At 70.6% G+C, this 12,037-nt stretch carries 10 protein-coding genes, 1 tRNA gene and 1 pseudogene; 3 read left to right on the top strand and 9 right to left on the bottom strand.

What is annotated here, in order from left to right; all coding sequences use genetic code 11:
- Positions 1-214: 214 nt before the first annotated feature.
- A tRNA-Ser gene (locus M2163_RS25420) sits at positions 215-302 on the top strand.
- Between the two features lie 185 nt (positions 303-487).
- On the opposite strand, the gene M2163_RS25415 is transcribed toward M2163_RS25420, so the two are convergent.
- From M2163_RS25415 to M2163_RS25375, 9 genes and pseudogenes are all read right to left on the bottom strand, one after another.
- Positions 488-1,291 (bottom strand): HAD family hydrolase, encoded by an 804-nt coding sequence (locus tag M2163_RS25415; protein WP_280850558.1) that lies wholly within the window; start codon positions 1,289-1,291, stop codon positions 488-490.
- A pseudogene (serS, locus tag M2163_RS25410) lies at positions 1,288-2,566 on the bottom strand (serine--tRNA ligase). The gene M2163_RS25415 and the pseudogene serS overlap by 4 nt, the downstream one beginning before the upstream one ends.
- 532 nt (positions 2,567-3,098) lie before the next feature.
- A complete protein-coding gene (gene pheA / locus M2163_RS25405; RefSeq protein ID WP_280850559.1) occupies positions 3,099-4,031 on the bottom strand; it encodes a prephenate dehydratase in 933 nt (310 codons plus the stop codon).
- Positions 4,032-4,099: 68 nt separating this feature from the next.
- Positions 4,100-5,377 carry an iron uptake transporter deferrochelatase/peroxidase subunit gene (gene efeB, locus M2163_RS25400; RefSeq protein ID WP_280850560.1) on the bottom strand — a complete coding sequence of 426 codons (1,278 nt, stop codon included), beginning with the start codon at positions 5,375-5,377 and terminating at the stop codon, positions 4,100-4,102.
- Between the two features lie 8 nt (positions 5,378-5,385).
- Entirely contained in the window at positions 5,386-7,428 is a 2,043-nt protein-coding gene (locus M2163_RS25395) for a copper resistance protein CopC (RefSeq protein ID WP_280895124.1), read from the bottom strand.
- Positions 7,429-7,441: 13 nt separating this feature from the next.
- Positions 7,442-7,915, bottom strand: a complete 474-nt coding sequence (locus M2163_RS25390; protein WP_280895123.1) for a copper chaperone PCu(A)C — start codon at positions 7,913-7,915, stop codon at positions 7,442-7,444.
- Positions 7,912-8,571, bottom strand: a complete 660-nt coding sequence (locus tag M2163_RS25385; protein WP_280895122.1) for an SCO family protein — start codon at positions 8,569-8,571, stop codon at positions 7,912-7,914. The genes M2163_RS25390 and M2163_RS25385 overlap by 4 nt, the downstream gene beginning before the upstream one ends.
- A gap of 75 nt (positions 8,572-8,646) precedes the next feature.
- A complete protein-coding gene (locus M2163_RS25380; RefSeq protein ID WP_280895121.1) occupies positions 8,647-9,384 on the bottom strand; it encodes a YcnI family protein in 738 nt (245 codons plus the stop codon).
- Positions 9,385-9,509: 125 nt separating this feature from the next.
- The gene (locus tag M2163_RS25375) at positions 9,510-10,316 is read right to left on the bottom strand and encodes a hypothetical protein (protein WP_280895120.1); all 807 of its coding nucleotides are present in this window, start codon (positions 10,314-10,316) and stop codon (positions 9,510-9,512) included.
- Positions 10,317-10,546: 230 nt separating this feature from the next.
- Between M2163_RS25375 and M2163_RS25370 the strand changes: the two genes are divergently transcribed.
- Positions 10,547-10,987: an ATP-binding protein gene (locus tag M2163_RS25370; RefSeq protein WP_280850566.1), complete on the top strand. Its 441-nt coding sequence runs from the start codon at positions 10,547-10,549 to the stop codon at positions 10,985-10,987.
- A 96-nt stretch (positions 10,988-11,083) separates the two neighbouring features.
- Positions 11,084-12,031, top strand: a complete 948-nt coding sequence (locus tag M2163_RS25365) for an intradiol ring-cleavage dioxygenase (RefSeq protein WP_280895119.1) — start codon at positions 11,084-11,086, stop codon at positions 12,029-12,031.
- Positions 12,032-12,037 lie beyond the last annotated feature (6 nt).

The following is a 12,037-nucleotide window of genomic DNA, read 5'->3' as shown; positions in this document are numbered from 1 at the left end:
CACAGTGGTGGTGTCCACACCGCCGGACGACGGTCCGGCGCCGCGATCCGGGGAGGAGCGGGGCGATGTCCATGCACGACAGTCCGTCCAGCTCCCGCCAGGGCGGCCCGCGGAGGACTCCGGTGTAGTTACGCCACCGTCGAGTCCACCCGCAGGAAGCCCGGGGCGGCCGCTTCGAGCACGCGATGTCGCTCTCGCGTGAGGCCGCCCACCCGGAGGATTGGCCGAGTGGTAAGGCACTGGCTTGCTAAGCCAAGGTCGGGCCTGAAAAGCCCGCGCACGTTCGATTCGTGCATCCTCCGCGAGACGTTGTCACTGGGACTCAGCCGGGCTTCTGCCGGAGTGGGTCACGAAGGGCCGGGGTTCCGCTCGGTGTTGCCGCCGCCACCGGGCCGGGGCGCCGGCCTGCCCTCGACCTCGCTCCTGGACCATGTCCCCATGTCCCCAGGTCCCCTTGATCCCGCCCCTGCGGGACCAGGTGGGACCGTCAGCCCAGCAACCGCTCCAGCACCACCGCGATCCCGTCCTCCTCGGGGGAGGACGTCACCTCGTCGGCCACCGCCTTGAGCTCTTCGTGCGCGTCCGCCATCGCCACGCCGTAGGAGGCCCAGGCGAACATCGGGATGTCGTTGGGCATGTCGCCGAAGGCGATCGTGTCCGCGGCCTTCAGCCCCAGGCGACGGGCGGCCAGGGAAAGGCCGGTGGCCTTGGACAGGCCCAGCGGGAGGAGTTCCACGATGCCCTCGCCCGCCATCGCGACCGTGACGAAGCCGCCCGCGGCCCGCTGGGCCGCCTCGGCCAGTTCGTCGTCCGACAGCTCGGGATGCTGTATGTAGATCTTGTTCAGCGGGGCGGCCCACAGATCCGACGCGTCCGTGAACGGCATCGAGGGCAGCTTCCCCGTCACCGCGTAGCCCGGCCCGACCAGAACGTCTCCCTCGAGGCCGTCACGGCTCGCGGCCAGGTACAGCGGACCGACTTCCGCCTCGATCTTCGCGAGGGCCACGCCCGCCAGCTGCCGGTCCAGCGTCACCGACGTCAGCAGACGGTGCTCCCCGGCGTCGTACACCTGGGCACCCTGGCCGCAGACCGCGAGACCGTCGTAGCCGAGGTCGTCGAGGATGTGCCGGGTCCAGGGCACCCCGCGTCCCGTCACGACGATGTGGGCGGCGCCCGCCGCGGTGGCCGCGGCGAGCGCGTCACGGGTGCGCGGGGAGACCGACTCGTCGGAACGAAGGAGGGTGCCGTCGAGGTCGGTCGCGATCAGCCGGTACGGAAAGGCCTGGCTCACTTGGCGACCGGCTCCAGCAGCTCCCGGCCGCCCAGATACGGACGCAGGACCTCGGGCACCCGCACCGAGCCGTCGGGCAGCTGGTGGTTCTCCAGAATGGCGACGATGGTGCGCGGTACGGCGCACAGCGTGCCGTTGAGCGTCGCCAGCGGCTGGACCTTCTTGCCGTCGCGCATGCGGACGGAGAGGCGGCGCGCCTGGAAGCTGTCGCAGTTGGAGGCCGAGGTCAGCTCGCGGTACTTGCCCTGGGTCGGGATCCACGCCTCGCAGTCGAACTTGCGGGAGGCGGAGGCGCCGAGGTCGCCCGAGGCCACGTCGATGACCTGGAAGGGCAGCTCGAGGCCGGTCAGCCACTGCTTCTCCCCACTCCAGGATCCGGTGGTGCTCGTTCTCCGCGTCCTCGGGGGCGACGTACGAGAACATCTCCACCTTGTCGAACTGGTGGACGCGGAAGATGCCCCGGGTGTCCTTGCCGTAGGTGCCGGCCTCGCGGCGGAAGCACGGCGAGAAGCCGGCGTAGCGCAGCGGCAGCTGGTCGGCGTCCAGGATCTCGTCCATGTGGTACGCGGCGAGCGGGACCTCGGAGGTGCCGACCAGGTAGTAGTCGTCCTTCTCCAGGTGGTAGACGTTCTCCGCGGCCTGGCCGAGGAAGCCGGTGCCCTCCATGGCGCGCGGGCGGACCAGCGCGGGGGTGAGCATCGGCGTGAAACCGGCCTCGGTGGCCTGCGCGATCGCCGCGTTGACCAGTGCGAGCTCCAGGAGCGCGCCGACGCCGGTGAGGTAGTAGAAGCGCGAGCCGGACACCTTGGCGCCGCGCTCGACGTCGATGGCGCCCAGCGCCTCGCCGAGCTCCAGGTGGTCCTTGGGCTCGAAGCCCTCGGCGCCGAAGTCGCGGATCGTGCCGTGCGTCTCCAGGACGACGAAGTCCTCCTCGCCGCCGACGGGGACGTCGGGGTGGACGAGGTTGCCGAGCTGGAGTGTGAGGCGCCTGGTCTCGTCGTCCGCCTCGCTCTGGGCGGCCTCGGCGGCCTTGACGTCGGCCTTGAGCTGCTCCGCCTTCTGGAGCAGCTCGGCACGCTCCTCCGGAGTGGCCTTGGGGATGAGCTTGCCGAGCGCCTTCTGCTCGGAACGCAGCTCGTCGAAGCGGACGCCGGACGACCTGCGCCGCTCGTCGGCAGACAGGAGGGCGTCGACGAGGGCGACGTCCTCTCCACGGGCGCGCTGGGACGCGCGCACTCGGTCGGGGTCCTCACGGAGCAGGCGAAGGTCAATCACGCAGCCAAGGCTACCGGTGCGGAGATACGGCCCACGACTCACTATTCCGCGACGCACCGCATTGCGGCTTACGTACCGTTATGGGCGAATTGCGGAGCGTGTCAATGAAAGGCGGGCCGGGTCCCCGGAGGAAGCAGGGGCAAGGAGCCGGGTTGACCCGACTCCCTTGTGGAGGGCGGGACTTGGTGCGCGGTTGTCCACAGGAATCCACACCCTTCAAGAAGTTATCCACAGGGTGTGCGGATGATCTGTGGATTTCGGAATTGATCACTCCGAAACCTGGGGGCCGCTCTGAGGATTCCCGCCGCAAACCTGCTTTTACCCCTACTTTCGAGTGGAAAGAGGTCACCCCAAAGGATTGCCTAAAGGAAAACAGTGGACGAAGGGTGACCTGCGTGCGTGTGGACGCCGATGGGGTCTGAGGGCCGATTTGTCGACAGGGTCACCTTTTGTTGTCGACTTGTCCCCAGGTCGAGAAGCGGACCTGTGGATAACTCCTGTGGATAACTAAAATCTGCAGGTAGGACCGCTGCTAGAAGCGGCCGTCCTGGCACCGGGCCACCCAGTCCGAGGCCGCCATGAACTCCTCGTCCGAGGTGCCGGCCAGCGGTGCCCGCAGGTCCGCGGGGTCCTTGTCCGCACGCGGGTACGAACCCAGGAAACGCACCTCGCGGCAGATCCGCTTCAGCCCCATCAGCGCCTCCGCCACCCGGCGGTCGGTGATGTGGCCCTCGGCGTCGATGCAGAAGCAGTAGTTGCCGATACCGGCGCCCGTGGGCCGGGACTGGAGCAGCATCAGGTTGATGCCGCGGGTGGCGAACTCGCCGAGCAGGTCGCGCAGTCCGCCGGGGTGGTCGTCGCGCTGCCACAGCACGACGGAGGTCTTGTCGGCCCCGGTCGGTGCGGCGGGCCGGGCGGGGCGGCCGACCAGCACGAACCGCGTCTGCGCGTTCTCGGCGTCGTGGATCCCGGTCTCCAGCGCCTCCAGGCCGTACCGGGCGGCCGCGAACTCGCCGGCGAAGGCCGCGTCGTACTGGCCCTCCTGGACCAGCCGGGCCGCGTCCGCGTTCGAGGCGGCCGACTCCCAGTGGGCGTCCGGCAGGTGCTTCTTCAGCCAGTTGCGCACCTGCGGCTGGGCGGCCGGGTGAGCGGAGACCGTCTTGATGTCCGTGAGCCGGGTGCCCGGCCTGACCAGCAGTGCGAAGGTGATCGACAGCAGCACCTCGCGGTAGATCATCAGCGGGGCGCCCGCGACCAGCTCGTCGAGGGTGGTGGTGATGCCGCCCTCGACGGAGTTCTCGATCGGCACGAACGCGGCCTCGGCCTCACCCGCGCGCACCGCGTCCAGTGCCGACTGCACCGACACGTACGGGATCAGTTGGCGGGTCGCCGCCTCGGGAAGCGTTCGCAGCGCGACTTCGGTGAAGGTCCCCTCAGGGCCGAGATACGCATAGCTCGCTGGCATGACCTCACCCTAATGGCCCTTGTGGAGCGGGGCCCACGCGTCTCACGACCGGGTGAACCGGCGTGACCTCACCCCTCCAGCAGCCGCTGCCCCACGTACTCCCCCTCCGCAGCCCCGCCCGGTACCGCGAACAGCCCGCTCGACTCGTGCCGGATGTACTGCGAGAGCGCGTCCCCGCGGTCGAGCTTGCGCTGCAACGGGACGAAGCCGCGCAACGGGTCCGCCTGCCAGCAGACGAACAGCAGCCCCGCGTCGGGTGTCCCGTCCGCGTCGATGCCGTCGTGGTACGAGAACGGGCGGCGCAGGATGGCCGCGCCCCCGTTCTGGTCGGGCCGGGTGATCCGGGCGTGCGCGTTGAGCGGGACGAGCAGCTCGCCCTTGGCGTCCGTCTTCTCCAGGTCCATCGCGGTCGTCTCGGTGCCCCCGGACAGGGCCGCGCCGTTCGCCTTGCGGCGCCCGATGACGGCCTCCTGCGTCCCGAGGGACAGCTTCTCCCAGTCGTCCAGCAGCATCCGGATCCGTCGTACGACCGCATAGGAGCCGTTCGCCATCCACGCGGGCGTGCCGGACTCCGGGACGAAGACGCGCTGGTCGAAGTCGGACTCGTCGGGCTTCGGATTGCGTGTGCCGTCCAGCTGGCCCATGAGGTTGCGGGCCGTCATCGGGTGGGCCGTGGCCCCCGGTGTGCGGTTGAAGCCGTTCATCTGCCAGCGCACCCTCGCCGCCCCGCCCGCGTCCTTCTGGACCGCGCGCAGGGCGTGGAAGGCGACCAGGGCGTCGTCGGCGCCGATCTGCACCCACAGATCGCCGTTGCTGCGGGCCTTGTCGAGCTGGTCGGAGGAGAAGTCGGGGAGCGGGTCGAGGGCGACGGGCCGCTGCTTCTCCAGCCCGGTGCGGGAGAAGAAGCTGTGGCCGAAGCCGAAGGTCAGCGTCAGCGAGGAGGGTCCGGCGTCCCGGGCGACATCCGTGTCGTCGGACCCGCTGGGCTCACCCGCCATCAGCCGTTTCGCCGTCTGCGACCACCGGCGCAGCAGCGCGGCGGCCTCCTTGCGGCCGGCGCCCGCCGCCAGGTCGAAGGCGACGAGGTGGCCGCGCGCCTGGAGGCCCTCGGTGATGCCCGGCTGATGTTTCCCGTGAAACATCACCTCGTCGCTGCCGACCGAGGTCAGCGGAGTCGCCGCGGCGGGTTGGGCGGCGTAGCCCACGGCCCCGCCGGCCGCTCCGAGGACGAGTCCGGTGGCACCTGCGGTGCCGAGCAGGGCACGGCGTGAGATGCCCTGCCCCGCAGCGGGACTCTCAGGGGCGGAGGCGCCTTCGGCGACGACGGGAGGGGACTGTTCAGCCATGGTGCGGTTCAGCCGATCTGCGCGTTCTTGGAGACGGTCGTCTGGTCGATGTCGGAGGTCCGCACGGTCACGGCGACCTTCCAGTCGCCCGCCATGGGGATCTGCACGTTGCTCGCCGACCAGTGGCCCGTGGCGATGCGGTCGGGGGTGACGGCCAGCGGCCCGATCTTCTTGGCCTCCAGGGTGAGGGCGACCTTCACCTCGGGGATGTCGAAGGCCCGGCCGTTGGTCCGCTGGACGTAGACGTGCATCTCGTTGCCGCCCACGCGCGCGGGGTCGAAGTCGACCGTCACGACGCCCTTGCCGTCCGTGCCGCCGGTGTCGAAGGACATGTCCAGGGTCAGCGCCCCGGAGGAGCCGGACGCGTCGGAGGAGGCCGAGGACGAGGCGGCGCCGGCCGCCTTGGCGTCCTGTTCCGTCCGGCCGGGCTCGGTCTGCGTCAGCACGGTCGTGACCGCCAGCAGGACGACGGCGACCCCGGCCTCGGCCAGCACCGAGCGGCGCAGCCCGAACCGGTCGGGATCGGCGTCCCGGGTGCGCTTCTGCCGCGCGGTGTCCATCGCGGCCTGCTGCCGGGCGAGCTGAGCGGCCCGCTTGGGGTCATGGGCGTTCTTGGGACCGGTCTCCTTGGGGCCGGCGTCTGCGTCGCCCCCCTCCTTTGCGCCGGCCTTCTTGGACTTGCCGGAGCCGGAGCCGGAGCCAGTGCCAGAGTGGGAGCCGGAGCCCGCGCCGGAGCCGCTGTCAGACCGGGAGCCAGTGCCCGCACCCGCCGCACTCGCGGCCACCCGCTCCTTCTGCTGCACCCGCTTGCCGCCCCGCTGCACCACCGTGTCCGCGAGCCGCGCGGTCCACCCCCGCGAGAGGTACGCGACGCCGACCATCAGCGCCACCAGCCCGATCTTGACCAGCAGCAGCTGCCCGTACCGGGTCTCGGTGAACGCCGACCAGGAGCCGAGCTGCCGCCAGGACTGGTAGACGCCGGTCGCGACCAGCGCGATCACGCTGCCGAAGGCGGCTTGGGAGAACCGCCGTACGGCGGCCGACTCGATCGGCGCGTCCGAGCGGTACAGCGCGACGAGCAGCGCGGTCAGCCCGCCGAGCCAGGCGGCGACGGCCAGCAGGTGGACGACGTCGACGGGCATCGCGACACCCGCCTGGAGGCCGACCGAGGCGTGCTCGGCCATCGCCCAGCTCGCCGCGAGTCCGGCGGCGACGACGGTCCCGCCGATCGCGAGCCCGAAGGTGAGGTCGCGCTTCTCCTCGTCCTCACGCTTGTCGTAGGCCCCGAACAGCACGGAGATGAACAGGGCCGCCGCCGCGAGCAGCAGCAGCCGGGAGACGAGCGCCGCGCCCGCCTTGGTCTGGAGCACATTGCCGAGCAGATCCAGGTCGAAGACGTCCCCGACCTTCCCGGAGCCCGTGTAGGAGCCGCGCAGCAGGAGCAGCAGCAGGGTGGCCGAGGTGAGGGTGAGCCAGCCGCCGACGACGAGCCGCTGCACGGGCCGCACTCCGGCGCCGCGCTGCCAGCAGCCGAGTACGAAGGCGCCGCCGCCGACCAGGACGATGAAACCGGCGTACGACATGTAGCGGCCGAAGCCGTACAGCCAACCGACGACACCGCCGCCCGCCGTGTCCCCGGAGACGGAGACGGAGGTGGCCGACGGAGCCCCGATGGAGAAGGTGAAGGCACCGGCGACGGGATGGCTGTCGGCGGAGACGACCTGGTAGGTGACGGTGTAGGTGCCGTCGGGCAGTCCGCTGTGCAGTTTCACGGCGTACGTCGTGCCGCTGACCTCGAACGGCTTGTCCTGCTGGACCGCCTTGCCCTTGGGGTCCAGGACCCGCAGGGAGTCGCTCGACAGGGCGACCTTCTCGGAGAAGGTCAGCGAGACCTGGTCGGGCGCCTTGTCGACCACCACCCCCTGCTGGGGGTCGCTGCCGGTGAGCGCGGCGTGCGCGGAGGCCGGCCCGGCCGTGGTCAGCAGCAGGCCGCACGCGGCCAGGAGCAGCAGCACCAGGGTCCGGACGCGGGGGGCGATGGTCTGCGTCAAGATGATCCCTCCCTCAGTGTCCGGTCTTCGGGACGTACGTCGCCGACTTCACCGGCATCTTCACGACGACGGGGTCGGCCTTGGCGAAGTGCAGTTCGACGGTGACCGTTTGGCCCTGCTTCGGCGTCTGCTTCAGCTTGTCGAACATCAGGTGGTTGGCGCCGCTTTTGAACACGAGTTGACCGTGGGCCGGGACGGGCAGGCGGGAGACCTGTTCCATCGCGCCGCCGGTGGTCTCGTGCATCGTGACCTCGCCGTCGTCGCTGGTGACGGAGGTCAGCTCGTCCTGCGACGAGCCGGAGTTGGAGATGGTCAGGAACCCGGCGGCCATGTCGGCGGAGACGGGCTGCGGGATGTAGGCGCCGGAGACGGTGAGGCCTCCCGAGGAGCCGTCGGAATCCCCCGAGGAGCCGCCGGAATCCGAACAGCCGGTCAGCAGCAGGGTTGCCCCGGTCAGGAGGGCGAGCCCGGTGGACGGCCGTTTCACGGGTTCTGCCCCTTGATGAGCTTGGGCAGGTCCTTGGTGTAGTCGTCGACGGTGGCGTCCTCGCCGTAGAGGACGTACCCCTTGTCGGTCTTCGGGGAGAAGGCGACGACCTGGGTGCCGTGCACCGAGACGGTCTTGCCGGTCTTCTTGTCCTTGTGGGTCGGCTCGATGGAGATGCCCAGGGTGCGGGCGCTCGCCTGGATGGTGGCGAAGTCGCCGGTCAGGCCCACGAACCCGGTGTCGATGCCCTTGAGCCACTTGCCGAGCTCGGCGGCGGTGTCGCGGGCCGGGTCGGTGGTGACGAACACGACGGTCAGCTTGTCCTGCTCGGACTTGGGGAGCTGCTTCTTCGCGACGGCGATGTTGTTCATCGTCAGCGGGCAGATGTCGGGGCAGTGCGTGTAGCCGAAGTAGATCAGCGTCGGCCTGCCGTTCGTCTCCTTGCGGAGGTCGTACTTCTCGCCCTTGGTGTCATTGAGGACCAGGTCAGGCTTCTCGAACGGCTGGTCGAGGACGGTGGCCGCCTTGTCCGAGCCGGCCTCCTCCGAGACCACGGAGACGGGCGAACTGCCGCTGTCGTCACCGCTGCCGCAGGCGGTGAGGGTCAAGGTGGCGGCGGCGACCAGCGCGGCCGCGGCGAACATCTTCTTGCGCATATCAAAATGTCCCAGATGTAAGAATTTCGGTGGGTGCCGGGGCCGTACGACCCCGGCACACACCCCGCGAAAAGGTCAGGCGTCGCTGCGCCGGCGGCCGGCGAGGACGCCGTAGGCCACGCCCAGGGCGCCGACGACGATGCCGACCACGCCGAGGACACGGGCGGTGGTGTCGCTGCTGTCGCCGTCGGCGGCCTCGGTGGTCGCGGCGGCGTTCTCGGTCTTGTCGTCCGCGTCCTCGGCGGACGTCGAACCGTGGTGTCCGTCCTCGGCGGCCGCGGACAGGGCGAGCACGGGAGCCGGGGTCTCGGGCTCCTCGGCGCCGTCCTCCTGGACCTCGATCCAGCGCACGACCTCCTTGTTGGAGTACGTCTGGATCGCCTTGAAGACGAGTTCGTCGGCGTCCTCGGGCAGGGCGCCGATGGAGACCGGGAACTTCTCGAAGTAGCCCGGCTGGATGCCGCCGTCCTTGCCGGTGGCGGTCCAGGTGACCTTGGAGACGGCCTCGGTGATCTGCTCGCCGTGCAGTTCGAGGGGCTTGGCGAGCTTGGACTTGGTGACCTCGATCTTCCAGCCCGGCATCGGCTCCGGCATGACCGAGGCCAGCGGGTGGTCGGCCGGGAAGTTGACCTCGAGCTTGGTGGTGGAGGCGTTGTCGCGCTCGTTGGGGACCTTGAAGTCCACGACCGCGTAGCCGCCCTTGGCGGCGGTGCCCTCGGCCTGCACGCTGACGTGCGCGAACGCGGGCGAGGAGAGGACGACGACGGCGGTGGCGGCGACTGCGCCGGTGACGGCGAGACGAGAAGCCTTCATGTAAAGAGCACTCCGCTTCGAAAAGGGATTCCTGTGAAGAGGGATGCGCGTGAGCACACGCGCGTGCCGCACGACGGCGGCCCCCTTCCGGTTCCGTCGGGAAGTGGAGCGGTGGTCGCGTCGTGTCAGGCGGCGAGAACGAGTCCGGCCACGGCCGGCGGCCCGCGCCTGATCACCGAGTGCTGGAGTGCCGCCGTCCGCGGTGGGCGCGGGGCGAGTGACGCCGCCAGCGGGGCGCGCGGTCCGGCCTCAGGGGCCCCCGGCAGTCCCGCACACAGGGCACGCACCAGCGCGAGCGCCCCGCGCAGGGACCGTACGAGCGCCCCCTCGGCGACCGAATGCGCCGAGGACGTGGAGAGTTCGGCGAGCCGCAGCAGCGCCAGGTCCCCGCGCCGCAGCAGCCACCCGGCGGCGACGGCCGCGAGGACGTGCCCGAGGACCATCGGCAGGGACGGCAGCACGGAGGACCCGGACATGGCCTGCGTCGCGTGGTGCGCGGCATCCGGAGTGCCCGGGTACATCCGGGCGTCGGTGAGGATCTTCTGCGCCTGTGCCGGGCTGATCGCCGCGGCGGTGGTCCCGCACAGCAGCCGCGCGGCCTGCTGGACCAGCGCGGTGTCGGAGGCCGGCTGAGCCGAGGGCATCGACGCCATCGTGGTCGTGCCGTGCTGTCCGAGCCCGAACAGCGCGTGCAGCACGGTCTGTCCGACGGCGAGCAGTGTCGCGATGCCCGCCAGTGAGCGCGCGCGCCCGGCCAGGGGTGCCACGACGAGAACGGTCCCGGCGAATCCCGCGCCGAGCGTCCACAGCGGAACCGTGGCGCAGGAGGCGATCGAGTGACCGGCCGCGGCCAGCACGACGCAGACCGCGGCGAACACCGCGGCCCGCAGAACCCGGAGATCCCCTCCGGAACGCGTGTGGGGGGCAGTCATGGCGGGCTCATCATCGCACTGGGCTGACGAGCGCCATACGGCAGGTCCACAAGATGACGTACGAGGCGTACGACCGGAAGGTCACTTCTGGTGCGTGCTGCCCCACATACACCGGTCGTTGCGCCCGGCGCATCGCCCATATGGGCGGCATCACGTCAACGATGCGCTTACGCACGGGCACGCGCGGCAATACGTAACGGTATGTCGAGCCGCGGCCAGGAGGCAGCAGCATGAGCATCTGGTGGTCACTCCATCTGCGGCGCGAGGCTGCGAGCGTGCCGCTCGCCCGGCGTCTGCTGCTCGGCACGATGGAGACCGCGGGTGTCGACCCGGACGTCTCCTACGACCTCTCCCTCGCCCTGAGCGAGGCCTGCGCCAACGCGGTGGAGCACGGCGGGGAGAGCGGGCCGCAGGACTCCACGGCGGCCTACCGGGTCACCGCCTACCTCGACGGCGAGAAGTGCCGGATCGAAGTCACCGACTCCGGCCCCGGCTTCACGTCCGTACGGCCCCGCCCCACCCCCGTGGAGGCGGAGAGCGGCCGTGGGCTCGGTCTCATCCGGGAACTCGCCGACCACGTCCAGATCGGCAACAAACCGGGCCGTGGTGCCGTGGTGAGCTTCGACAAGATCCTCAAGTGGCGGGAGGACGCACCGCTGATGGCGGTGTGAACCAAAAGACCGCGGGCGCCAGCTCCACCGGCATCCTCAGGTCGCGCACAGCGTCCCCCCAAGCTCCTGACGGCCAGGGTCCCTACGTTCCTCGCCATGACGGGAAACCACAGGAACTCCAGCATCACCCGGCGCCGCGCCCTCGCGGTGACCGGCGGGACGGTCGCGGCGGGCGGCCTCGCGGTCGCGGGTTACCAGTCGGCCTTCGCCGGGACCACCGACACCGCCGACCCTGCCGAGGCGACGGTCTCCGCCTCGGCAGCCGGCACCGGCGCGTGCATGACGCTCATGTCCAGCGTGACGGAAGGCCCGTACTACCTCGACGGAGCCCTGGTCAGAAAGGACATCACCGAGGGCAAGAGCGGCGTCCCGCTCACCCTGCGCCTGACCGTCGTGGACGCCACCGACGGCTGCACCCCGGTCAAGGGCGCGGCCGTGGAGATCTGGCACTGCGACGCCTGGGGCTACTACTCCGGCTACACCACCGCGAACCCCGGCGGCTCCGCTCCCGCGGAGAGCGAGGACGGCTCGACCGCGAACGACAGCACCTATCTGCGCGGCTACCAGATCGCGAACGCCAACGGGGTCGTGAAGTTCGAGACGATCTTCCCGGGCTGGTACACCCCGCGCACCTGCCACATCCACGTGAAGGTGCACACCGGGGGCGAGAAGGCGGACGGCACCTACGAGGGCGGCACGGTCAACCACACCGGCCAGCTGTTCTTCGACGACACGATCGCCGAGCAGATCTTCGCTCTGGAGCCCTACTCCCGGCACTCCGGCAGCTACACCGTCCTCGACGACGACATGGTCTACGACGGCGGCGGCGCCTCCAGCGGCCTGCTCACCCTCCAGGCCGTGCACAAGGCCGACCCGTCCAAGGGCTACAAGGGCTTCCTGACCCTCGCCGTCGACCCGGACGCCGAGAACACGGGCGCCGGCAGCGGCGGGGGCGGCACGCCCCCGAGCGGCGCCCCGACGGGTGAGCCCCCGAGCGGCGCTCCGTCCGGAAGTGCCGGTCCCTCGGCCTCCGCGTCCTCGTAGGGTACG

Origin of the sequence: Streptomyces sp. SAI-135 (genome assembly GCF_029893805.1) — a bacterium.
Classification (GTDB): domain Bacteria; phylum Actinomycetota; class Actinomycetes; order Streptomycetales; family Streptomycetaceae; genus Streptomyces.
Note: the sequence above shows the minus strand (reverse complement) of the source record. Positions and strands in the feature narration are given on the sequence as shown.

Excerpts from the sequence above, each read along its gene's own strand:
- pheA (WP_280850559.1), bottom strand. The coding sequence starts at position 4,031 with ATGCCAGCGAGCTATGCGTATCTCGGCCCTGAGGGGACCTTCACCGAA.
- efeB (WP_280850560.1), bottom strand. The coding sequence starts at position 5,377 with ATGGCTGAACAGTCCCCTCCCGTCGTCGCCGAAGGCGCCTCCGCCCCT.
- M2163_RS25385 (WP_280895122.1), bottom strand. The coding sequence starts at position 8,571 with ATGCGCAAGAAGATGTTCGCCGCGGCCGCGCTGGTCGCCGCCGCCACC.
- M2163_RS25380 (WP_280895121.1), bottom strand. The coding sequence starts at position 9,384 with ATGAAGGCTTCTCGTCTCGCCGTCACCGGCGCAGTCGCCGCCACCGCC.
- M2163_RS25375 (WP_280895120.1), bottom strand. The coding sequence starts at position 10,316 with ATGACTGCCCCCCACACGCGTTCCGGAGGGGATCTCCGGGTTCTGCGG.
- M2163_RS25370 (WP_280850566.1), top strand. The coding sequence starts at position 10,547 with ATGAGCATCTGGTGGTCACTCCATCTGCGGCGCGAGGCTGCGAGCGTG.
- M2163_RS25365 (WP_280895119.1), top strand. The coding sequence starts at position 11,084 with ATGACGGGAAACCACAGGAACTCCAGCATCACCCGGCGCCGCGCCCTC.